Annotated in this window: 21 protein-coding genes; 13 read left to right on the top strand and 8 right to left on the bottom strand. The window is 58.7% G+C overall.

What is annotated here, in order from left to right:
- Positions 1 to 3 precede the first annotated feature (3 nt).
- The 4 genes from coaE to pilB are packed head-to-tail and all read right to left on the bottom strand — an operon-like array spanning position 4 to position 4,476.
- Complete coding sequence (gene coaE / locus BN2503_RS00595; RefSeq protein ID WP_082366453.1) at positions 4 to 603, bottom strand: dephospho-CoA kinase; 600 nt, start codon at positions 601 to 603, stop codon at positions 4 to 6.
- A gap of 14 nt (positions 604 to 617) precedes the next feature.
- Positions 618 to 1,484 (bottom strand): prepilin peptidase, encoded by an 867-nt coding sequence (locus tag BN2503_RS00590; RefSeq protein WP_054254694.1) that lies wholly within the window; start codon positions 1,482 to 1,484, stop codon positions 618 to 620.
- Complete coding sequence (locus BN2503_RS00585) at positions 1,484 to 2,701, bottom strand: type II secretion system F family protein (protein WP_054254693.1); 1,218 nt, start codon at positions 2,699 to 2,701, stop codon at positions 1,484 to 1,486. The genes BN2503_RS00590 and BN2503_RS00585 overlap by 1 nt, the downstream gene beginning before the upstream one ends.
- Positions 2,702 to 2,739: 38 nt before the next feature.
- Complete coding sequence (gene pilB, locus BN2503_RS00580) at positions 2,740 to 4,476, bottom strand: type IV-A pilus assembly ATPase PilB (protein WP_054254692.1); 1,737 nt, start codon at positions 4,474 to 4,476, stop codon at positions 2,740 to 2,742.
- Positions 4,477 to 4,786: 310 nt separating this feature from the next.
- On the opposite strand from pilB, the gene BN2503_RS00575 reads away from it, so the two are divergent.
- The 9 genes from BN2503_RS00575 (at position 4,787) to BN2503_RS00530 (ending at position 16,813) form a co-directional block, all read left to right on the top strand.
- Positions 4,787 to 5,878, top strand: a complete 1,092-nt coding sequence (locus tag BN2503_RS00575) for a site-specific integrase (RefSeq protein WP_054254691.1) — start codon at positions 4,787 to 4,789, stop codon at positions 5,876 to 5,878.
- A gap of 320 nt (positions 5,879 to 6,198) precedes the next feature.
- Positions 6,199 to 6,690, top strand: coding sequence for a helix-turn-helix domain-containing protein (locus BN2503_RS00570; RefSeq protein WP_054254690.1), 492 nt, complete (start codon positions 6,199 to 6,201; stop codon positions 6,688 to 6,690).
- On the top strand, positions 6,687 to 7,343 hold the full coding sequence (locus BN2503_RS00565) for a nucleotidyl transferase AbiEii/AbiGii toxin family protein (protein WP_054254689.1): 657 nt from the start codon (positions 6,687 to 6,689) through the stop codon (positions 7,341 to 7,343). The genes BN2503_RS00570 and BN2503_RS00565 overlap by 4 nt, the downstream gene beginning before the upstream one ends.
- A 151-nt stretch (positions 7,344 to 7,494) precedes the next feature.
- Positions 7,495 to 8,181: a helix-turn-helix transcriptional regulator gene (locus tag BN2503_RS00560; protein ID WP_054254688.1), complete on the top strand. Its 687-nt coding sequence runs from the start codon at positions 7,495 to 7,497 to the stop codon at positions 8,179 to 8,181.
- Positions 8,178 to 8,711 carry a DUF6036 family nucleotidyltransferase gene (locus BN2503_RS00555; protein WP_054254687.1) on the top strand — a complete coding sequence of 178 codons (534 nt, stop codon included), beginning with the start codon at positions 8,178 to 8,180 and terminating at the stop codon, positions 8,709 to 8,711. The genes BN2503_RS00560 and BN2503_RS00555 overlap by 4 nt, the downstream gene beginning before the upstream one ends.
- 417 nt (positions 8,712 to 9,128) lie before the next feature.
- Complete coding sequence (locus BN2503_RS00545) at positions 9,129 to 10,844, top strand: hypothetical protein (RefSeq protein WP_139235315.1); 1,716 nt, start codon at positions 9,129 to 9,131, stop codon at positions 10,842 to 10,844.
- A gap of 101 nt (positions 10,845 to 10,945) precedes the next feature.
- Positions 10,946 to 11,206: a hypothetical protein gene (locus BN2503_RS00540; protein WP_054254684.1), complete on the top strand. Its 261-nt coding sequence runs from the start codon at positions 10,946 to 10,948 to the stop codon at positions 11,204 to 11,206.
- Positions 11,207 to 11,345: 139 nt separating this feature from the next.
- The gene (locus tag BN2503_RS00535; RefSeq protein ID WP_074930049.1) at positions 11,346 to 15,020 is read left to right on the top strand and encodes an AAA domain-containing protein; all 3,675 of its coding nucleotides are present in this window, start codon (positions 11,346 to 11,348) and stop codon (positions 15,018 to 15,020) included.
- Entirely contained in the window at positions 15,017 to 16,813 is a 1,797-nt protein-coding gene (locus tag BN2503_RS00530; protein ID WP_054254682.1) for a phospholipase D-like domain-containing protein, read from the top strand. Before BN2503_RS00535 ends, BN2503_RS00530 begins: the two co-directional genes overlap by 4 nt.
- 32 nt (positions 16,814 to 16,845) lie before the next feature.
- On the opposite strand, the gene BN2503_RS00525 is transcribed toward BN2503_RS00530, so the two are convergent.
- The 4 genes from BN2503_RS00525 to BN2503_RS00510 are packed head-to-tail and all read right to left on the bottom strand — an operon-like array spanning position 16,846 to position 19,181.
- The gene (locus BN2503_RS00525; RefSeq protein ID WP_054254681.1) at positions 16,846 to 17,319 is read right to left on the bottom strand and encodes a hypothetical protein; all 474 of its coding nucleotides are present in this window, start codon (positions 17,317 to 17,319) and stop codon (positions 16,846 to 16,848) included.
- Between the two features lie 40 nt (positions 17,320 to 17,359).
- On the bottom strand, positions 17,360 to 17,908 hold the full coding sequence (locus BN2503_RS00520; protein WP_054254680.1) for a hypothetical protein: 549 nt from the start codon (positions 17,906 to 17,908) through the stop codon (positions 17,360 to 17,362).
- Entirely contained in the window at positions 17,905 to 18,195 is a 291-nt protein-coding gene (locus BN2503_RS00515; protein WP_054254679.1) for a hypothetical protein, read from the bottom strand. Before BN2503_RS00515 ends, BN2503_RS00520 begins: the two co-directional genes overlap by 4 nt.
- Entirely contained in the window at positions 18,192 to 19,181 is a 990-nt protein-coding gene (locus tag BN2503_RS00510; protein WP_139235316.1) for a hypothetical protein, read from the bottom strand. The genes BN2503_RS00515 and BN2503_RS00510 overlap by 4 nt, the downstream gene beginning before the upstream one ends.
- Before the next feature lie 99 nt (positions 19,182 to 19,280).
- On the opposite strand from BN2503_RS00510, the gene BN2503_RS20785 reads away from it, so the two are divergent.
- Genes BN2503_RS20785 through BN2503_RS00490 form a run of 4 tightly spaced genes read left to right on the top strand, consistent with a single transcriptional unit; the run spans position 19,281 to position 22,142 of the window.
- Entirely contained in the window at positions 19,281 to 20,165 is an 885-nt protein-coding gene (locus BN2503_RS20785; RefSeq protein ID WP_233494968.1) for a hypothetical protein, read from the top strand.
- Entirely contained in the window at positions 20,162 to 20,872 is a 711-nt protein-coding gene (locus BN2503_RS00500) for a metallophosphoesterase family protein (protein ID WP_054254677.1), read from the top strand. The genes BN2503_RS20785 and BN2503_RS00500 overlap by 4 nt, the downstream gene beginning before the upstream one ends.
- Before the next feature lie 5 nt (positions 20,873 to 20,877).
- The gene (locus BN2503_RS00495) at positions 20,878 to 21,678 is read left to right on the top strand and encodes a HipA N-terminal domain-containing protein (RefSeq protein WP_054254676.1); all 801 of its coding nucleotides are present in this window, start codon (positions 20,878 to 20,880) and stop codon (positions 21,676 to 21,678) included.
- Positions 21,660 to 22,142, top strand: coding sequence for a HipA domain-containing protein (locus tag BN2503_RS00490; RefSeq protein WP_353611887.1), 483 nt, complete (start codon positions 21,660 to 21,662; stop codon positions 22,140 to 22,142). Before BN2503_RS00495 ends, BN2503_RS00490 begins: the two co-directional genes overlap by 19 nt.
- Positions 22,143 to 22,591 lie beyond the last annotated feature (449 nt).

The raw sequence follows: 22,591 nt of genomic DNA, 5'->3' as shown, positions 1-22,591 counted from the left end.
GAATCATAGCCCGAACCACGCGGCGATCCGGTCTGCTTGGGCTTGCAGTTCTTGCAGCGATTGCGTTTCGTTACAGACCACGATATCGGCGACGGCACGGCGTTGTGCACGCGAGGCCTGCGAGGCCATGATGCCTTGCACCGTAGCGCGGTCCAGTCCGCTGCGTGCCATGGTGCGCAGCAACTGGGTCTCTGGCGTGCAATCGACCACGGCCACGGCGTCGAGGCGCGCCGGCCAGTGGCCAGACTCCGCGAGCAGGGGGATGTCGAACACCGCCAAGCGGTGGCCCCGTGCGGCCGCCGCAGCAGCCTGCTCGGCAGTCTGCTGGCCGACCAAGGGATGGACGATGGCTTCGAGCTGCTGGCGTGCAGCCGGGTGGGCAAAGACCAGTGCGCGCATGCCGGCACGGTCCAGCGCGCCGTGGGTGTCGATCAGCGCATCGCCGAAGGTCTGCCGGATGGCGGCGATGGCTGCGCCCCTGGGGGCCGTTACGCTACGGGCAATCTGGTCGGCATCAATCCAGGCCGCACCACGTTGCGCAAGCATGCTCGCCAGCGTGCTCTTGCCGCTGCCAATGCCACCCGTCACGCCCAGTCGCACCATGGAGGGAGGGGGCGTCACAGTCCCAGCCAGCCCAGAAATTGCTGCATCACGGCCTGTGGCCCGAAAACCAGGGCGGTGAGCCCGGCTCCAGCCAGGAAGGGGCCGAAGGGAACGTAGCCGCCCTCGCGCAGCCCGCTGGTCAACTTCATGGCGATGCCGACGATGGCGCCGATGACAGAGGCCATCAGAATGATAGGTACCAGGGCCTGCCAGCCGAACCAGGCCCCCAGTGCGGCGAAAAGCTTGAAGTCGCCATACCCCATGCCCTCCTTGCCAGTGGCCAGCTTGAACCCCCAATACACCGACCAGAGGGACAGATAACCGGCCGCAGCACCCATGACCGCCGAAAAAAGCGGTACGTCGGTCCACTGCAGCGCCGCAGCCAGCAGCCCGGCCCAAAGCAATGGGAGGGTGAGGTCGTCCGGCAGCAAGGTCGTGTCCCAGTCGATCGCCGCCAAGGCCACGATGACTGCACAGAACAGGCACCACGCCGCCCCCGTGGGCGTGACGCCCCAGCGCCATGCGCAAAAAGCGAACAGTGCCGCCGTGATCAGTTCGACCAGCGGGTAGCGCAGGCTAATGCGTTTGGCGCAGCCCGCGCAGCGCCCACGCAAAGCCAGGTAGCTGAGGACGGGGATGTTCTGGTACCAGCGGATTGCGTGGCCGCAGTTCGGGCAGGCTGAGCGGGGGTGCGACAGGCTGATGGCAGGCGCCTGCGCCTCGGATGCTTCAGCGCCTTCGGCAGCGTAGTGGGCATATTCGGCGGCCCATTGCTGTTCCAGCATTTTGGGCAGGCGGTGGATAACGACGTTGAGGAAACTGCCGATGAGCAGACCGAAAATACCAGCCAAGGCAGCGCTGGCCCAAGGATCGAACACCATCAGACCACTTGACCGAGTTTGAAGATGGGCAGGTACATGGACACCACGATGCCGCCGATCAGACCGCCCAGGAAAACGATGATGATGGGCTCTAGCAGGCTCGACAGGCCGGCCACCATGTCATCGACTTCTTCTTCGTAGAAATCCGCTGCTTTACCGAGCATGTGGTCGATGGAGCCTGACTCTTCACCGATGGCGCACATTTGCAGCACCATGGTGGGGAAGACGTTGGCGTTGCCCATGGCTGCGGTTAGGCTGGTACCTGTGGAGACTTCCTGTTGGATCTTGTCCGTGGCCATGGCATATACCGCGTTGCCGGCAGCACCGCCAACGGAATCGAGTGCTTCGACGAGAGGCACCCCGGCGGCGAACATCGTGGAGAGCGTACGTGTCCAGCGCGCTACTGCGGCTTTGTCGATCAATGCGCCAAAGATGGGAATGCGCAGCAGCCATCGGTCCATGGCGATCTGCATTTTCTCGCTGCGCTTCCAGGCTTGCATGAAGAAATAGCCACCGCCGCCGATGATGCCGAAGATCAGCCACCACCATTTCACGAAAATTTCGCTCATACCCATCACGAAAAGCGTGGGTGCTGGCAGGTCGGCTCCAAATGAGGTGAACACTTCCTTGAATGCCGGAATCACGAAGATCATGATGACGGTGACCACGACGAAAGCCACGATGATCACTGAGATCGGATACATCAGTGCCGATTTGATCTTGGCTTTGATGGCTTCCGTTTTCTCCATGTAGGCCGCCAGCCGGTCAAGCAGGGTTTCAAGAATACCGGCAGCCTCACCAGCCTCAACCAGGTTGCAGTAGAGACTGTTGAAATACATTGGGTATTTACGAAAGGCGGCGTTCAGCGAGGTTCCAGTTTCGACATCCGAACGGATATCGTTGAGCAACTTGGTTACGCTGGCATTGGCGTTCCCGCGCCCCACAATATCGAAAGCTTGCAGCAAGGGCACACCCGCCTTCATCATCGTAGCCATCTGGCGGGTGAACAGCGCGATATCCTTGGGCTTGATTTTTTTGCCCGCGCGCATGCGCCGTTTCTTTATTTTGGTGGGCAAAACCCCTTGGCGTCGCAAAGTGGCCTGGACTTGGTTTTCGCCAACGGCGCGTATTTCTCCCCGTACGATCTTGCCGTGGCGATCCTTGCCTTCCCATTCGAAGACGAAATCCTTGATGTCCTTGGATGCTGCGGTTGCCATGGTGCTCCCTCGTAGTTCCCTGTGGTTGCTGCTACTTGTTATTCGTTGGTGACAGCCAGCACCTCTTCAAGTGAGGTCAGCCCCATCTTGGCCTTGTGCAGTCCGGATTCGCGCAAGGAGCGCACCCCTTCGCGTTTGGCCTGCTCGGCAATTTCGAGCGCACTGCCGTCCTGCAAGATGATGCGCTGCATCTCCTCGGAAATCGGCATGACCTGGTAGATGCCGACCCGCCCTTTGTAGCCATTGTTGCAGGCGGAACAGCCTACAGGCCGGTAGGTAACCCAACTGCCGTCGATTTCGCTGTCGCTGTATCCCGCCTCAATCAGGGCTTCATGGGGAATATCCGCTGGTGCTTTGCACTGGGCGCACAGCCGACGGGCAAGGCGCTGCGCAGTGATCAGGATCACGCTGGAGGCAATGTTGAAGGGGGCGATGCCCATATTCCGCATACGGGTGAGCGTGGTGGGCGCATCGTTCGTGTGCAGCGTTGACAACACCAAGTGACCGGTTTGTGCCGCCTTTATCGCGATGTCCGCAGTTTCAAGGTCACGGATTTCGCCGACCATGATGATGTCGGGATCCTGGCGCAGAAATGACTTCAGTGCCGCAGCAAAGGTCAGGCCGGCCTTTTCATTGACGTTGACCTGGTTGACGCCAGGCATGTTGATTTCCGAGGGGTCTTCCGCCGTCGCGATGTTCACCCCTGGCTTGTTCAACAGATTCAGGCAGGTGTAAAGCGACACCGTTTTGCCCGAACCCGTGGGGCCGGTAACCAGAATCATGCCGTAGGGCCGCCCAATCGCATGCAGCAGGCGTGCTTTCTCCTCAGGCTCGTAGCCCAGCGCATCGATTCCCAACTTGGCACTGCTCGGATCCAGGATACGGATCACGATCTTCTCGCCGAACAATGTCGGCAGGGTACTAACGCGGAAATCAATCACCCGATCGGGGCCGACCTTGAGCTTCATGCGGCCATCTTGGGGAATGCGCTTTTCCGAGATGTCCAGGCGTGAGATCACCTTGATGCGGGAGGCAAGCTTGTCCTTGATGGCGATGGGGGGGGAGGCGATCTCCCGCAATTCGCCATCAACGCGAAAGCGCACGCGATAGGTGTGTTCGTAAGGCTCAAAGTGCAAGTCCGATGCGCGCATGTTGAACGCATCAATCAGCATCTTGTGCAAGAACTTGACGACTGGTGCATCTTCCACGTCCGAGGTTTCTGCCTCGTTGGATTCCGTGGACTCCTCGACGTTGATGTCGCCGAATTCGAAGTCGCCACCACTGGTCAGCGACTCCATCGATTCACTCACACTCTTCGAGGCCGCCTCTACGAGTTTGGTGAGTTTGTCGTATTCGGCAATGATCCAGTCCACACCCATTTGCGTGGTGAACTTGATCTTTTCTGCAGCCTCCTGGTCGGTTGGGTCTGCTGTCGCCACGATCAGGCGGTTGTTGCGCTTGCTCAGCGGCAGCACCCGATAGGCTTGGCAGATTTTGGCGTCCAGCAAATCCTTGGGCAGCCGCGCAGGGTCAAATGCTGCCAGATCCAGCAACGGGGCACCAAACATGGTGGCCATGGTGTATGCAACGTCCGCTGCCGAGACGGCACCGGAGCCTGTAACCTCGGCAATAAAGCTTGTTTTGCTGGTCTGTGATTTTTTGTAAATTTCCTCGGCGGCTTTTTGCGTCAATTTGCCCGCAGACATCAAGGCCCGCCCCAAGCCGGGGAGGGCGACGGCCGGAGCGTCTTTTTGTGCGGTATCAACAGCTGCCATGTAACCGAAAACGTTTTGAGGTGACAAACGATCCTATCATCGCCGATAGCGTGGGTGTATGTACAGCCTGGAAATGCGTGGAATTGCTACATAACTTGTAGCTGTTGCGGTTTTGTGGAAGGGTTGTGCTTTTGTTTGTGCAATGCAAAAAGCCCAGCCGCTTTAAAGGCGGCTGGGCTTTAGATATTTGGTCGGGGTGAGAGGATTCGAACCTCCGGCCTCTACGTCCCGAACGCCTGATCATTGTCAATGAAATCAACGTGTTGTACGATGAAATCCATTATTTGGGACACTTCGGGGACACGGGCCGGTGGGCACTATTACAAAACGCGGAGAGTTGCAGTGGCAGGCCAAGGTCAGACGCCGTGGCTTCCCTGCGCAATCACGAACCTTCTCCTACAAAGAGGACGCTGAACGCTGGGTTCGCGCGATGGAGCGCGAGCTGGAGACGACCGGTTTTATCGACCGCCGGGAGGCCGAGCGCAACACCTTGGCCGACATCCTCTTGCGGTATGAGCAGGAGGTCACGCCGCAGAAGAAATCTGCAGCGATGGAGGCCACCAAGATCAAGGTCTTGCTCAAGGATGCTGCCCTTACCCAGATCAAGACTTCGGCCTTGAGTAGTTCGATTGTTGCCGCCTGGCGTGACCGTCGCCTCAAGCAGGTCAGCGGGGCGACGGTCAACCGTGAGATCGACATTCTGTCGGCGGCAATCAATCACGCGCGGCGTGAGTGGGGTATTCACATCGAAAATCCCATCCCCTTGGTGCGGCGACCGGAGAAGGCCAAAGCCAGGGATAGGCGCTTTTCGGATGAGGAGATGGTGTACCTGCTCGCCGCTTTGACGGGCGGTGAACGTCTGACCGATGGCACGTTCAGTAAGGGTGCACGTAACCCCTGGCTGCAGCCCTTGGTGGAGTTGGCTGTGGAGACGGCCATGCGCCGAGGGGAGCTGTTGTCATTGCGTTGGGAGTGTGTGAATCTGGACAGGCAGACGGCCTTCCTGCCCGACACCAAGAATGGCGATTCGCGTATGGTGCCCTTGTCGCGCAAGGCTGTGGCGATCCTGCAGGAGTTACAGGGCTTGGCTGGTGCAAACAATGCCCATGAGGGGCCGGTGTTCCAGACGACAGCAATGGCGCTGCGCAAAGGATTCAAGCGCGCCCTGGAACGTGCCCAGCAGCAGTACAAGGAAGACTGCCGAGCAGCCAGTAAACGCCCTGTTCGTGGCTTTCTGGAGGATGTCCATTTCCATGACACCCGCCACGAAGCTGCATCGCGCTTGTCGGAAAAGCTGAGCAACGTCCTGGAGCTGTCCGCCGTGACCGGTCACAAGGACTTGCGGATGCTCAAGCGTTACTACCATCCGCGTGCCGAAGACCTGGCGAAGAAGCTGGGGTAGCTGGGCCACCTGGGCTGTGGACAAGACTGTGTTCTGCTCGGGTTGTCCTCGTTATATCGCCCCTTGATGGCTCGATACATCGCCCCTGATTGTGTTCTGGGGCGGGTTCGTTAGATCGCCCCTCGTCGGTTCGATAGATCACCCCTTGTCTATACCTATAGGGTGTTCCTATAGCTTTCCTATAGTTCTTGCTGGTAGCGCTTGCAGTTTCGGTGGAAAAGTCTGCCGCTTGGCTGGGGCAGGTCAGGCTCCATTGCCTGAAAGCGTGCGACGAACTAAAATGTAAAATATTTTAGACATTATCAAATGCGCCACCAACCATGAACCTGATCGAAATCGGCCATGTCGTGGGCGCCCGGCGCGCCGAGCTGGGCCTGACCCAGGTGCAACTGGCGCACCTGAGTGGTCTGTCGCGTCAGACTCTGGTGGGCCTGGAAAACGGCAACTTGAGTGATCTGGGTGTCAACCGTGTTGGACAGGTCATGGCAGTGCTGGGACTGGATAGCGCCAAGCCGGACATCCAGGCGCGGCGCAAAAAGCGCGGCTTGTGGATGGCGGCCAAGACGGCCAGTGTCAGCTATGCGCATGAACTGGCCCCCGAGGTATTGGAGCAGGCCCTGGCCAGTGGCGATGTGCCGCCTTCATTCGCCCCACACCTGACCCATCTGCTGGATGAGGCTCCCGTGCCCACCGTCGTGATGGCGGTGGAGGAGGCAGCTGCGCATGCGCACCTGCCGCCTCGGCAGGTCTGGCGCAACGTGGCAAAGCTCGCGCAGTCGCTATCCGTCCACCGCCGGGCACTGTGGGCATGAAAGCCGATTCATTGCCCGGCGGGGCTTGGGAGAGCCTGTTTCCGCGTGCGTTGGCGTTGATCGACGAGATCAGCAAGTACGGCGGCATAGCAAACCCGTTCTGGACCTTGGGCGGTGGAACCGTGTTGATGTTCCGCTACCGCCACCGGCTCAGCAAGGACATCGACATTTTTGTGCCTGATCCGCAGTACCTGGGCTTTGTCACTCCACGGCTGAGCGACACGGCGGCGGATTTGACCGAGGACTACACAGAGCAGTCAGGCATGTTCGTCAAGCTCCAGTTCGAAGAGGGTGAGGTGGACTTCGTATCCGCCCCCAATCTGCTGGATGACGCCTGGGAAATCTGGGATATCCAAGGCCGCGCCGTCAAAGTGGAAACGGCTGCCGAGATCATCGCCAAGAAGATGTATCACCGTGGCGACCGCGTCACGGCGCGCGACCTGTTTGATTTGGCGCTGGTGATCGAGCGCGAACCTCTGCAGCTTCTGGCTGCGAAGCCATTTTTGCTGCGCCACCGTAGTGCTTTTCTGGCTCAGATTCGGCAGCCGCATCCCAGCCTGCAGGCAGCGTTCGACGCGATCGCCACGCTGGAATACACGCCGAACTTCGACCACTGCGTGGCCGTGGCTTGCGGATTCTTGGACGGCTTGTAGCGGTTGAGGCGGTGCAACCCAACCAAACTGATCTTGCCGTGGCAGTGGAAAACGTTTGTAGGGTGGCAGGAGAGGTTCGTCGAGTAAGTTCGACTGGAAAAATGATCAATAATTTGACCAATATGGCTAAATTGATTAAAATAATGACCAAATGATTGGTGTCCAATCACACGCCCTCCTTGAACGCCAACTGCTCTTGCAGCTGGGCGACCGCCTCAAGCGCCTGCGCAAGGCCCAGCGCCTGGGCACGGTAGAGCTTGCTGCGCGTGCGGGCATGACGCGCAACACCCTGCGCGCGATCGAGTCGGGCGATCCTGCGCCATCCATCGGCACCTACCTGCGCGTCATGTCCATCCTGGGCGTTGGTGGTGATTTGGCGTTGCTGGCGGGCGATGTCTTGCAACCGGCGCCTGCGGGTTCCGCCGCAGCGCGTTCGCGGCATCCCGCGCCCGTGGTGCATGTGCGCGTGCGCGCCGACCCAACCAGGCATCAGCTGCAGGACTTGCAAAGCCTGGCCCTGCATGAAGAAGCCGTGCGGCTGGCCAAGGCCGACCCTGCTCAGGTTCAGCAGGCAAAGGACACGCTCCAGCGCTGGCTGGCTACTGGAGATGTTCGCTCTGCAGCCTTGTGGCGTGAGTGGGAGGACATCCTGAAGGCGGGCGCCTGGCGCAAGGTATTGGCCCGTACTCGCCGTGCGCAGCAGCTGCGCCAGGCATCGCCACTGGTCACGATCCTGCCGCCCGAGACCCGCCAGTCCATCCTGCAACAGGTGGGTGAACTCAAGAGGGGTGTGACGATGGGCGACGAGATGGGAGATGCACCCGAGGATCAGCCATGACCCGAGAGGAGCTGGAACACATCATCCGTGCCAGCGGTGACATCACCGACCAGTACGAGTTTGTCATCGTTGGCAGCCAGTCCATCCTGGGCGCGGTGCCCCGGCCCGAGGATGTGTTCACGGTGTCCATGGAGGCGGACATCTATCCCCTGCAGGCACCGGAGCAGGCCGACAAGATCGATGGCGCCATCGGCGAAGGCTCGCAGTTCCACGAAACCTACGGCTACTACGCGCAGGGCGTCGGCCCGGAAACGGCTTGCCTGCCAGCAGACTGGATGCAGCGGGTGCATCGCATCCAGAACCGCAATACCCAGGATCGCATCGGGTACTGTCTGGACGTTCTCGACCTGTTCCTCGCCAAGGCTGTGGCTGCGCGGGAGAAGGATCGGGAGTTCTGCATCGCGCTGCTGCAGTACGGCTACGTGAGCCTGGAAGTCGCCCTGGCGCTCGTGGGCGACATGCCCCTGGATGTCAAGGCGCAGCAGACGTTGCGGGCGACGATGCGTCGGTGGGCAAAAAATGCGGTCTGAATCGACTGAATGGGGCAGGTCACTCCCGCCTGCTGGCCGGATCAGCACCCATGAGCCGAGCCAGACGGTCGCCTTTTTCTGGCCATACGCGGCAGTGACCAGCGCTGCAACCACTTCGTCCCCGAATAGCGATGGTCGTTACCCTTTCTGGAGGGGCCGGAAGAATCCGTCGCTCTTTGCACAGGCTGACCCCCTAGTGCCTAGATTTCACTTCATCGGTTTTGAACGCTCCTGTCCAGTGATGGCGTTGACACACATCTGCAGGTCTTGCGCGGCCTTGCGCAGTCCGACAGCCGATCCATCCTAGGCTCAGTACCCCGGCCCGAGGATGCCATCGGTAAAGGTTCGATGGGAAAACCAAATGTTTCGTGTTCAAGTCAAAAATTGACCGATAGACTGAAGCCCTCCAGTCCGATCTTGAAACCGATGCCGCGCCAGCAAGAAAACCGCCTCCCGCAGCCTAGCTACCACAACCCAAATGTTGCTGATACGGCAATGAAAGCGGTTCTTTCGAAACTGCCTCTGCATGCGGAAGAAGATAGGCGACGAGAAATTGTTGCCGAGTGCGAATTGGTGAGCGTAGTCGCCGCGCAAGGCATTCCGAAAGACACTGCATCCGCATTGATTTATGCCTTGCGCCGACAATTCGCGGCGCTGGCCCTGCTTGACCCAGTGGAGTTGCAAAAGGGGCGTTGGACTTTTGTGTCCTTCCCCGCTTCTTTGCTTGGCCGTTCATGGCTTACCACCCTAGCAACGCCAGACCAAACTTTGCTGCCGTCCGACTATTGGGAGCAAGGTGATCATCGCCCCGATGACGTCAAGGAAGAGCAGCGGGTGCTTCTGCACAGAATCGAAACCGAACGTGCCCGGCGTAACCCTGAAGCGCAGCCTATCCGCGTCGTCTATGTCGCGTGGGCGCTCATTCGCTGGGGTAACAAGTTCCTGCTGCATCGCCGGGAAGATAAAAGCAGACAGGGTGAAAAGGGCTACGGCATGGTGGGCGGCCGCTTCAATCTGAGCGATCTGCCGCCCGCCATCCAGTCACAGACGGACATTCTTCAAGAGACTTTCAAACTGGACTCCACAGTCGTCGCTCAGCACATCACCGCCACCTTGGAGCGGGAGCTGGAAGAAGAAACGGGAATGTTCAAGGACAAACACTACTCCTACGAGCCCTTCGGGCGACCACTACCGGCCTACAAGGCAGTCAACGGCGCGGGCAACCGGCACGCTTACAGCGCCTACAAATTTCATCTCTTTCAAGTCAAACTCACTTCAGCGGGCGAAACACATTTGCTTTCCAGGATAGCTGAGGACGAACGGCTGACATGGTTTATCGCAGCCGAAATCGCGGCCCCGCAGCGCGCGGACGGCGCTGCCGCATACGTGGATGCATTGCATCAAGCGTGGGGCAAAGACCTGGAAAAAAACCTATCCACTGCTTCCGATTCAAAGGCTAGCAAGCCGACTTTCACGGGTGAGTCCATGATGCTGGACTTGCCTGGAACGCCCGACGCGGCGTTTCAACTTGGCAAGCCGGGCAAGGAAAAATCTGTGCGCCCGATCAACCGGCTGGGAGAAGCCGAATGGCAACTTCTAATGCTGTTGGGATGGCACATGCGGGACTTCCAGATGCGGCTAAACGCCGACGCCGGAGTTCGCTTGCTAGGCAATGGCTGGATTGATGCGCCAGGCGTTGTGTCCCTCGCTCGCAGCCTGCACGAAAGAATCCAGCCAATCTTGCCCGGCCTAGTGGAAATTCGGGAGGATCGCTATGTGTCGATAAGCGTTGCGCCTGACGCTCTGCTTTTCCCTGCAGATCTTTTCCGTTACCAGATCCAGGGCAGCAACACCACGGGGGGAGTGTTCGGGCTTGCGCGCCTTGAACTTGGAACGCCTTGGGGAAGACTGGAGGGAAATGCCTACGAGCGAAACATCAATGGGAACACCGTGGCCGTGCTGCGGGAACTCGAAAAAGGTGACGAACCTGCTGGGGACTGGGAAAGATCGCTGCGTGAACAGTTCGGTGGTGGGGTAAGGAGCGTTGGACTGCGTCGGCTGTGGAGTACCAAAGGTAACGTCACAAGCTTGGTCGAAGGGCTGAAAAGACTCTCCGGTACCTCGCTGCCGTGACGGTGCTCCGGTAGTTCTCCGCTAACAATGATGCACGGACACCTAAAGTTCGATTCACCAAACGCACTCCCGCGTCGGCAACCAAGACGAAAGGATCGACCATGATCGACAAAGCACTTCCCGCCGGACTGGCCGGCGAAAAACTCTCCCGCACCATCACCGGCACCAGTGAGGTCTCTGTCGGGCGCTCGGCCATCGCTACTGGCTCTGGTGCTGGCCTCGGTTATCTTGTGGCATCTGGCGCTGCCATCGGTTTGGAGGCCGTTGGCCTCACGGCGGCGGCAACGGTGGCAGCTCCTGTGATTGCACCAGTGGCATTGCTGGCTGGCGGCATCGCGCTTGTGCGCAGTCTGTTCGACTGAGAGGGCGCGCCCATGTCGTGGCTGATGTTCACCGCTGCTATGCTGAACATCGTGATTTCTGAGAACAGGAACTGAGGAATGGGGTCACTCCGGCAAGCACAGTTCTTGCCGGAGTGATGCCTTAAGGAGGGGATTGTAGATGAACGAAAACGATACCGTACTCAATGGCCGATACACGCTGACAGAGCGTGTCGTCGCCATGCCCAGCATTCAGTCGTCCGAGCTTTGGGAGGCAACGGACAGCGATGGCAACACCTACACGCTGAAAATCACACCCTACACTGGCACAAAGCCGCCGCCCGAAATTCGCCGCTTGTGGGACAACGACCTGCGGGTGATGTATCGCCTCAGCAGCAGCGCAGGGGCCGACAGGCAACTCGTGGTCATGAAAGACGCTGGCATTGATGCCGACACGCGCGTGATGATCCTAGTCTATGAAGGATGGCAACACATCACCTTTGCCCAAATACTGAAGAACCGTGAGGCGACCGATTGGCTTTCCTTCAAGAGCCTGAAAGAACGTCACTCCCGAAGGGAGCTGTGGCGCGCCCTGCTGCAACTGGCCAAGGGGCTGAAATCGCTCCACGACCAGAATTTGATACATCGCAATGTCACCCCAGAGGCAATCTGGGGCCACCAAGGTGGAGGATCAGAATCACTGCGCTTGAGCGGTTTTGACTGGAGTGCTCGCATCGGGCATGTAGCCAATATCCATGATCGTAGCTCGTGGGCCACGCCCCCAGAACTTCAGCAAGTGGGCTATTCATTTGCTTCCGACTGGTATGGCTTTGGCACTACAGTCGCCAGGTGTTTCCATAAAGTTGAGCATCTCAGTAATAAAAATCCTGCATTTGCAGAAGGCTTAATCTCGGCCATTTCTAGAGAAAATCCCTGTAGCCTTGAGCTGCTAGAGAAAGATTTCATCAAAGCCATCGCCGCTCCCAATCGTCTGGATCGCCTGCAACGCGCCACGGAAATTCTGGGGTGCATCGAGAAGATCATCGAATCTCTCGATTTTGGCCATTTAGGCAAAGGGGGTGGCCGCCGAGTTTTGCTGCATCTCGATCCCAAGAATCCGGAAACCACTGATTCGGCAAGAAGGGCGGGCTTTGTGGCCAATCCGGATGCCCCTTTCGACGAGTTTAAGCCTACTGAGTCCGAGCATATTGTCCGTCTGAAGGAGTTCATCGTCAGACAACTGCGTAACTCAAAATTGAGTTGGAGTCGTGGTGGTGCCTGGTTTGAACTGAAGGGTGGAAGTCTTTTCATTCGAGGCAATAAGTGGATGGACCGGAGCAGCAGGGAACAATCTTGGAAAGCTGCGAAGGCCAACCTCAGCAACACATCGCGCTTGCCGGAGCCAGTGCCAGCCAGTGGATTTGACGATGTTCGCATCGAGGTTGAGTTCATGCTTCATGAAGTCAACAAGAAAATTGGCCCAGGCTCAGGATTCATTCCGTGGGATAGCTTCGCCCCCAAACAAGAAAATACCCAAGGATTGGGGCCGGATTCTGAGAACCTGCAGCAGTTTCTCCATGTATCCAACCAGTTTGAGGTTTTGCTCCGCGATGCCGAGTTGTTCAAATACAAGATTGTCCATTCGGCAGAGAAGCAGGGCAACACGGAAATCACCATTGCCCCCGTTGATGAAAACCGCCCTTCGCGGCAATTTTTCAAGGCCAACAAGAGGATGGTTGATTTCATCCAGCAGGTAATGGAATCTGGACAGCGGGACTGCGACAAAGTCTTGCTGACCGATTCGGATTCCTTGTTTCTCAAACGTGCCGGTGTGAGCGTAACCAGTGCGCCATTTGATGTGGACAGGGAGCAGTGGGCGGTCAAAGACATTGACCAAGAGAACGAAACCCTCACGCTGTTTCGGCAAAACGCGCAGGGTATTGCTCTGCCGCCACAGGAGGGGCATTTGCGCACACTCGGCCATTACGGTCAGATTCGACTGATCGAACGGCGCAAACAATCCATTGACCGCTTGTCTTCGCACGCCTTTTTGTTGCGAACACTTGCAACGCCGGGTTTTACCAGCATTGATGCCAGTGAAAGTGAATTTCCTTGGCCTCAGATCGAGGAGGGTGGAGCGGTTGATGAAAACAAGCTTGCGTCCATCAAGGACATCCTCAGGATGCGCCCGAAATATGCGCTGCAAGGCCCGCCCGGCACTGGCAAGAGTACGCTGGTCGCCCATCTTTTGCGGCAAATACTCGAAGACGATCCAATGGCGCAAATCCTGGTCACAGCCAAGGATCATGCCGCTGTGGATGTGCTGCTCGACAAAGTCATGCGGCAAGCATACGAAGGTTCCTCAAAGGAGCAACTCCCTCTGGCCATTCGGCTGAATCGCCGCGACGGGAATGACCATGCCAAGGAGCAAGCTCAGGAATTGATGAAGACTGCACTTGATGCAATCAGCAAGAACACCTTGCAAAGCACGACTGCTTATGCGGACGTACAGCGTGATTGGCGCGCCCTTCTCCAGACATGGAATAGTGATGGCCAGAGTGAATCTGCTCAAGTGCTGTCAAATGCGCTCGTTGATTTGGTGCGGCGCGGCGCAAGCATTACCTACTGCACCACCAGTTCCGGCGACCTTGAAGAATTGGCTAAAGGGGCACACTCGTTCGACTGGTCTATCGTCGAAGAGGCCGGCAAAACCCATGGATTTGACCTGGCGCTGCCGCTTCAGGCCGGTCACCGCTGGCTGCTGCTTGGTGACCACAAACAGTTGCGCCCCTTTCTCTATGACGAGTTCGCGGCTTGTTTCAATCAACTCAGAGGAGAGGGCGGAACGGGAGGCGTGATCGGCATCCTTGATGAACTCGGTCAAAAGCCGGGCAATGCTCGGCTCATTGACATCGAGTGGCTCAAGGAAAAACTTGATGCCGATGCGAACTGGGCCAAGTCCTTTCCGAATTACGCACAACGCTGGCTCGCCAGCTTTGAAAGTATCTTTGAAGGGCGCAGGAAGCTCAGGGGCATTACTCAAAATCAGTCCATTGGCGCTTCCGCAGGCTTGCTGACAAAACAGTATCGGATGCCACCTGTGGTTGGCGACCTCAACTCTACAGTTTTTTACAAGGGTGAGGTGAGCAATGCAACCGCTGATGCGGAAGGTGGTCCAGACGAGGGCCATCGCAATCCCTTTGTTGCGCCAGTCTGGCTTGCTGGCAAATCCTTGGTCTGGGTGGACATTCCTTGGACTCAGGAACACAAGGAGTTCAAGAAAACCGGCTATGCCAACCGTAGTGAGCAGCAGGTCATCCAGCATCTTTTGCAGCAGATGGCGATTTCGGATACTCAGACAACTGGGCGGCCAAACACTGTGGCCATCCTTACTCCCTACAACATGCAGAAGATTGCCATCAATCGAGATGCAGTCATCACCCCCCCTTCTGGTTGCCAATTCGGCAGCGCACAGAACCGCGAGATCGGTGAGAGCAAAGCCAAAGCGTATTCGGTGGATTCCTTCCAAGGTGACGAGGCGGACGTCATCATTGTGAGCCTTGTGCGTAATAAACCGACGCGAGCACAAGAAACGCTGTCAGCGAGCGACATCGAGTTTATTGCCCAACCTGATCGCCTGAATGTGATGCTGTCCAGGCCCAAACGCCTGCTGATCATCGTTGGCTGCTGGGATTTTCTCTCAGCCTGTGTGGCCGATGTTTCGTCTGCCACGGATGCTGACGGGAACTACATCGATCCCGATTACGGGCCTTTCAAAAAAACAATTGAGGAACTCAATGCTATGTGCAAGGACGGTCGGGCTTTGAAAATCACCGCGCAAGAGGTATTGCAATGAGTACAGAATTGCGCATACCTCTGACCGAGATTCGTGTCAAGTTTCGAGCCGGGAGCCGTCGTCCCATCACGGAGCTGGACCGTTTGGTCATGCAAGCAATCGCCACTGGTGCAAGCTCGGTCAGTGATCTAGCGCCTATTTTCCAACTTCCGGAACGATTGCTGGTCGAGTGTTTGATTGATTTGATGGATATGGCCTTACTTGCGCTGGACATTGGCGGAAGCGGATTTCGCCTGACCGAGTTTGGAACCCGGAGCCTGGAACAACGCCTGACAACCTTCGGCGAGCGACTGGGCGATGCCGAGGAGTTGATTTTTCTCCGCGAGGATTTGACAGGCCGTATCGGCCCGAGACGCATTGTTTGGTATGCGCGTGAAAAAGGTGAGATCCCGCCGGGAACGGCGCTGGGAAATAGCTCGTTTGGAGAGATGGAGCGACTTCTTCTCCAGGAACTCAAGGCAAACAAAGACTATCAGGGCATGCATTTGCACTCGGTGGAATCCATCATCCCCGTGCGTGATGGCATCAGTTTCAAGGTGACTGTGGACGAGGAGCGCATCTCCGGGCTGCCGAGGCAATGGGGGCATCTGCAGCCGCTACTCGTTGCGGAAGCTAAAAAACGGGGTGTCAGCTATGTGGGCGTGTCGAAGCACGATGAACCGATTGAGGACTTGGCATGGTGCGAAATCAATCTGCGCGAAAGCGACCTGCTACTTACAGCATCAAGCCATGAATCCACGCTGCTTGATGCTATCAAGCAAGCCCACAGCCATCTGCTGATTGTGTCTGCTCATGTTTCGGAAAAGATGCTGAATACGCTCCAAGCCGACATCACAGCGGCGATGCTTCGCGGTGTGCGTGTGGATGTGCTTTGGGGTTTACCTTCCCTTGATGAGGGCGGCGAGCCTCACGCAAAAACGACCAAGAGTTGGTCACAGGCTATACGCAAGTCTTCCAGCGGTTCGGGCGATAACTTGGCCGTCAATGCGGAACCTCTCAATTCGGATGGCAAGGTTTTGATTTGGGATACGCAAGATGGTTCATACCAAGCCATTGTTGGCAGCTACAACTGGCTCTACGGGCTGGTCGGCTCTGTTGCCGAACGCCGTGGCTCAGAGGCCAGTGTCCGCATCTACGATCCGCGTCTAGTGGGGAGCATTTGCTCCACCCTGGCAGGGTGGCTTGATGACGGCGGGCAGCAATCAAGCGGTATTCCACTACGCTGGCGTCAGATTGGTTTGCATTTGGCGCAACAAGAGCCACCCAGCGTCGAGCAAGACACACCGGTAAGCAGGGCGCGCGTGATCTTTGACGAGGGGCACGCCCAAATGCTCCGCGAGGGGCTGATGAACGCTGATCAACGACTGCTGGTGACAAGCCACAAGCTCAACCGCAGCGCTACGGGAGACCCTAATGACGGTGGCGGAAAATTGGAGTGGCTGGCCCGCAGAGAGCGAAACGATGGACTTCGGTTTGCCCTCGTCTCCGGCAGGAAACCCAAGGGAGATAGCTGGACTTCGGAGGATCAAAACCGGCTAGAGGAATTGGTCGGCGTCGTTGGCGGCTCTATGAGCCTTGGTGAAGGCACACATGCCCGTGTGTTGGTCTATGACGATGTGGTTGTTGTGTCAAGTTACAACTTCCTCTCCACGACACAGGACAAGCGGCAAATCGGCGTAATGCTGCAAAGTAAAGCTACTGCGGACACGCTGTGGGATGCGTTCGAAGTGGCGAAGATGCATTCTGGCGATGGTTCGAGCTTCTCCCGCCTTGCAACTTTGTCAGCAAGTTGACCAGTGCGACCGCTGCCTGCTGGCGAAGACTTTTACGTGCACCGCGCCCCCGAAAGCACCAGCCGGGTTACCTGATTGGACTTCTGCATCTGCGGGTCGGCGATCACGTCTTTGCTGATGAACGCCTTCGTGCCTGCCGTGTAGGGGCCGACCACGATGGGCTCGGTGCGGATCAGACCACCGGCATCGTTGAACATGCCCGCGTTGAACATCAGCATGTTCTTGCAGCTCTTGGCGTAAGTCACGTCACCAAGCAGTTTGTCGTAGAACTTCGATGCGGCGGGGCCGGGGATGCCGCTGCCTTCGCCCTTGCCGTAAGAGAGATTGACCGTCATGTCTTTGGGCAGCGCCGATGCGTCCACCGTTTGCTTGCCGTACAGCATCTCCGTCCAACCGGTGTTCATCTTGCGGTTGGTGCTTTCTGCCCATTGATCGTAGCCCGCGCAGCCGGCGAGCATCGAGATCGAGGCTGCGAGAGCGGCGGCCTGAAAGAGGTTCTTCTTCATCTTCTTCTCCGTGGTGAAATGAATTTGATCAATGGCCCGCTCACCTGATTTGCTGACAAGCCACCGCTGACTGGTACTTGATGCTGTCGTTACCCACAAACACTTCAGCTGCCGCGCCAACCAGCAAAGTGTTTTTCTTGCTGGGCTGCTTGAAGTAGGACGGCTCGTCGGTGTTGGCGTGTTCGTCGATTCGACTGACGCCCAGCCGTTTGGCCAACTGCTTGCCTGTTTGGCGCTTCAGATATACGGTCGCCTTGTTCTCGCCATCGACGGCGGTGACCAACGCAGCCACCACTTCGTCTCCGAACAGTGATGGTCGTTGCCCCTTCTGCATGGGCAGAAAGAAACCATCGGCACCTTTGGCCAAGCCGATGGCCTGGAGCTTGGATTCCACTTCATCGGTCTTGAATACCGTACCGGCCTTGCATTGCAGCAAGGCTTCGAGCTGTTGTGCAGCGGCTGTTGACGTGGCTGCTGGTGCAGCGGCATCGAGCAACGGCACAGGCATTTGTGCCCACGCCAGGCCGACGCCAGACACGGCCAGGCCGCAAGCAATCCACCGACGCAGAGCGCGCAAATTCCGATTCATGACGAGTTCCTTTCCGAACGACGATGCAACCTCCACTGCTGGCGTTCCAGCAGGGCTTGAAAATGGGTTTCACCGGGCGCATTCCACTGCGGCCACTCGGGCGGCAGGTCGGGCTCGGGGTGCGGCGCCACACGCAAGGCCAGCAACTCCAGCCGCCCCGGAAAATGCCTCAACAGATCAGCAGCCAGGGACTGCTCCTGGCCCACGATGACGTTCACACACAGCAGCAGGTCTTGCGCTGCCTTGCGCAGCTCGGCAGCCAGCTCGGCGGCATCGACGGTGTTCATGGATTGCCCCTCTCGGGATCGGGTGATTGCATCCGCAGCCCGGCATATACGACAGCCCGTTCCTCGGGAGCGAAGGCGATGAGTTCTCCGCCATCCCACAGCGGAAAGGTGCAGACCGTTTTCCCCATGCGCAGGAATTCTTGTCGCACGTACTGCGCCAGGGCTTCCAGGTCATGCAGCGCAACGTTTTCCGGGGTCTCTTCGGCAGAAATCACCAGATCGGTGGGCGCCACATGCACCAGCTCCAGCCCCATGCGCTGAAACGCCAGTGCCAGCAGCGAGCGTGACGGTTCCTGGTCAAGGTAGTTCGGCAGGGCGGCCAGCGTCTCTGCATAGTGCAGCGGCTTGCGCTTGGCCATGATGAACTCGCGCAGCCGTGCAAAGGCATCGTCAAGTGCCTGCAGGCCTTTCGTGTTGATCTTCGTGCCGATGTCCCTGTCCTGGTTCAGCTCGCCATAGGCATCGCTGGTCAGCCAGGCATGGCGCGCCACCGTGTCCACCACGCAATGCAGGATGTTCTGCGCCAGGCCGTCTATGCGCTCGACCAGGCCGAACTCGATGGCGTCCAGCCCATTGAGGGTGACCGTGGCCCACAGGCCATTGCGTTCGTCCCCATGCAGGCATTGCGTGGCCATGCCCTGCAGCGGAATGATGAAACCCAGTTCCTCCAGCTTGCCCAGCAGCAGCTCGACCGTGGCATTGATGGGCGTCGGCGGCGGAAGGGGCGCAGCGGTGTTCGAGGGCGGTTCGGGCTGTGCCGGTGGCAGCCGCCCGCCAAACCGCGCTTCGTACCAGTCGCCCAGGATGTCCGTGGCGAGCTCGGATTCGCGCAGGCCTCGGGCCTTCGCCTCGTGCCGGATTGCATCCGTCAGGCGCACGTCCAGCATCCAGTTGGTTTGCGCCATGGCGCCCTGGGCCTTCTTGCGTTCTCGGTAGCGGCGTTGGTACTCGGCGGAGGTCTGCCTTCCGGTTCGTGGACGTGACATGCTTGTTTAATTAACAACACTAGTTAAACTAACTATCCATGAAATCGCCGTTTCACGCAAGCCCATGCTTGTGACAACAATCCCTCGCGGGAGATGAACATGACTGCCAACAGTGCACAGTCCATGAGCCAGAAGCAGGCCGACGCCCTTCGGCGTGAGTGGGCGTTGCTGCTCAAGATGGGCTACGCCAGCCAATGGGCGCCAGTGCAAAAAATGGCGCGCCAGGATGAAATCGTCGCTCTGCTACTGCAGGCGGGCCAGGCCCTGCCACGGGCATTGACCAGGCAGGAATTGCTCGCCAGCGTGCTCATCCGCAAGGCGGAAGGCGGGCGCAACTATGTCGATCTGGCCGACATCCCGCAGCCATGGCAGGAGGAGTTTTGGGCGGCGCTTCATGGCTGCGGGCGTCCCATCGTCGAGGGGGTGGAGCGTGCTGCCTACGCCTGGGACTGGGAGGGTTGGGTGTGCAGCCAGGCGTTCAGTGACCCAGCAGTGATGCGGGCACTTCACCGTCTTGCCGACTATCCGGCGCTGTCAGTTCTTGCCGCAACGCGCACTCAAGCCACCAAGCTTGATGGTCGGGCTTGCCGCTACCTCTATGAGGCTGCTGGTTCGGCGTTGGCGCAGTACGAGGTGTCGGAGAACGAGCGGGCCTTCATGCAGCAATTGGGCGTGGTTGTGCCGACGAATCCACGCGAGGCTGAAGAAGTCATGCTGATGAGCTGCCTGGAGGTTGCCCAAGGCGTCCGTGCAATGCCTTGCTCGGCGCAGCAGGCCAATGTCATGCGTGTGGCGGCTATGGTCATCGGCAGCAGCTTTCCGAAATCAAAAAAACGGCTTATGGAGGCAGCAGTGAGGTATTTCGAGGTGCACCCCGGCGAAGAGGTTGAATCCGCAGAGGTCGTCAGGCTCGGCTGGGTTGCCACTTTGCCGCGCTTGCGCGATCGTCTGGAACACAAATTGCGAATGGCGAGGGCGCAATGATTTACTTCTTTGGCGACACCCACGGCCACTTCCGGCATGTGCTGGAGATCGTCTCCAGGGATCGCCCTGCAGCCATGGTCTTTTTGGGTGATCTGCAGGCGCAGCGCCCGCTGGAAGTGGAGCTGGAATCCATCCTGGGGATGACCGAAGTCTGGTTCATCCATGGTAACCACGACACGGATTCGGACGCTGACTACGATCACCTGTTTGGCTCGGCGTTGGCGGACAGGAACCTGCATGGGCGCGTTGCCGTGGTCGATGGCGTGCGCATTGCCGGGCTGGGTGGCGTGTTCCGAGGGCAGGTGTGGACGCCGCCGGTGGACTGGTTGTACGAATCAGCCAAAGAATTTACTGCGCGCTGCGGCAGGGGCAATCGCTGGCGCGACGGGCTGCCGCGCAAACACCGCAGTTCCATCTTTCCGGAGGACTACTTTCGCCTGGTCTCGCAACGTGCCGATATTCTGGTGACGCACGAGGCGCCCAGCGCCCACCCGCATGGCTTTGAGGCGATTGATGAACTGGCGCGCAGCCTGCGTGTCGGCAAGGCGTTCCATGGCCACCACCATGACTGCCTGGACTACAGCCGCGATCAGGTGCGGCTGGGGTTCGCGGCCTTTGGCGTGGGGTTTTGCGGGGTGACGGACGTGAATGGCCGTTGCATTCAGGCCGGAAAATTTGATCATGTTCGGGCTGGGCGCATTCGGTAGGCGAAATGAAACAGCTGGATGTTTTCATGACCGGCGAGCTGATCGGCCATTTGCGTGAAGATGATGGCGGCGTGATGGCTTTTGGCTACAGCCGCCTCTGGCTGGCGCGTACTGATGCCATCCCCTTGGCGCCCAATCTGCCACTGGATGAGCAGTGGCACGCGGGGGAATTCGTCGCGGCCTACTTTGACAACCTGCTGCCCGAGGGTGGCGTGCGTGACTTTGCGGCCAGAGCCTTGCACGTTTCGCCCGGCAACGTCTTTGCTTTGCTGGAGCGCTTTGGCGGCGATACGGCGGGCGCCTTGGCGCTGCTGCCGCAGGGGCAATTGCCCTCGCCCAAACCGCGCTATCTGCCGATGACCCATGAGGCCGTTCACAAATGCTTTGCCTCATCACGAGGCATTCCGATCAACCTGGCTGGTGGCGAGGCCCGCATCGCACTGGCTGGAGCGCAAGACAAGATGGCGGTGTTCATTGCGCCGACGGGTGCAATGGCAATCCCTTTGGGCGACGCTCCATCGAGCCACATCGTCAAGCCGTCGATGGACCACCGCGCCCATCTGCCGCAAACAGCCATCAATGAGGCGCTGGTGATGGGTCTTGCCGCTGCCATTGGACTCGACGTTGCGCCGGTGCGGTATGCCCCCGAGCTGGATGCCGCCGTGATTGCACGATATGACCGGCAGTGGGTGGCCATCTGCAACGCCTGCACCAGAACGACCTGTGCCAAACCTTGGGTATTGAGCCTGGGCGGAAGCACGAATCCGAGGGAGGGCCGACGCTGCCCATGTGTTGCGCTGCAGTGATGCAGCACAGCAGCAAACCGGCCCTGGACAAGAAGCGGATGCTGGAATGGGCGGTATTCAACGTGGCGGTTGGCAACATGGACAGTCACGCCAAAAACCTGTCCCTGCTGGCTACGGGTGGGCACACTCGACTGGCGCCCTTCTACGACCTGGTCTGCACGACCGTCTATGAGCATCTGAGCAGGCGTTTTGCCTTCAAGATCGGCGGCGAAAGCCGCCCCGGCTGGATCATGGGCAGGCACTGGGATCGCCTGGCTGTCGAGCTGGCAGTCAAACCGCAGCTGCTGCGCACAATCCGGCTGGACATTTGCTTGCGCATTGAACGGGAGCTGCCCAAGGTGGCCGGTGCGTTGCGTGCGCAGGTGACACACCCTGAAGGGCTGGCCATGATTGATTTGGTGGCGGCAGAGATACGCCGTTGCACAGGCCAGGTCGTGGCACGGACGGCATGGGCATGTTCATAGACAATCCTTCCGATCTCAAGGATTTGTGAGCCGGGATGGCTTGGATGGCACCAAGGTCACGCCATCGCTGCAGGCCACAAGACCGCGAGTGGCGGCAACACGGCAAGTGGCCGCAAATGGAGTCGTCGCCTTGGACGCAGGAGCGAGCGGTTTTGTCCCCAAGATGCCGCCGTGCCCGATTTCTCCCGCAATCTGACCCAGCGGCCCCATTCTTTGTGCTTCATCGACCAGCACAAAGAATGGGGGCGATTGGCGCTGGGGACAGGTGTTCTTTGTGGCTTTTGCGCCCAGGTGCGGTGCTACAAAGGTGCCACATAGGCGCTGCCAGCGTGCCGCAGTGGTGTTGGGAGAGAGCCTCCATGGTGCTGGAGTGCAGAAAGCGAGGCCTGTCTCTGGCAGCGTGTCGTCAAGGAGCCATGACGGAGCCGTATGTGTGCTCGTTGGGTGCT

The organism is Paenacidovorax caeni, assembly GCF_001298675.1.
Classification (GTDB): Bacteria; Pseudomonadota; Gammaproteobacteria; order Burkholderiales; family Burkholderiaceae_C; genus Paenacidovorax; species Paenacidovorax caeni.
Note: the sequence above shows the minus strand (reverse complement) of the source record. Positions and strands in the feature narration are given on the sequence as shown.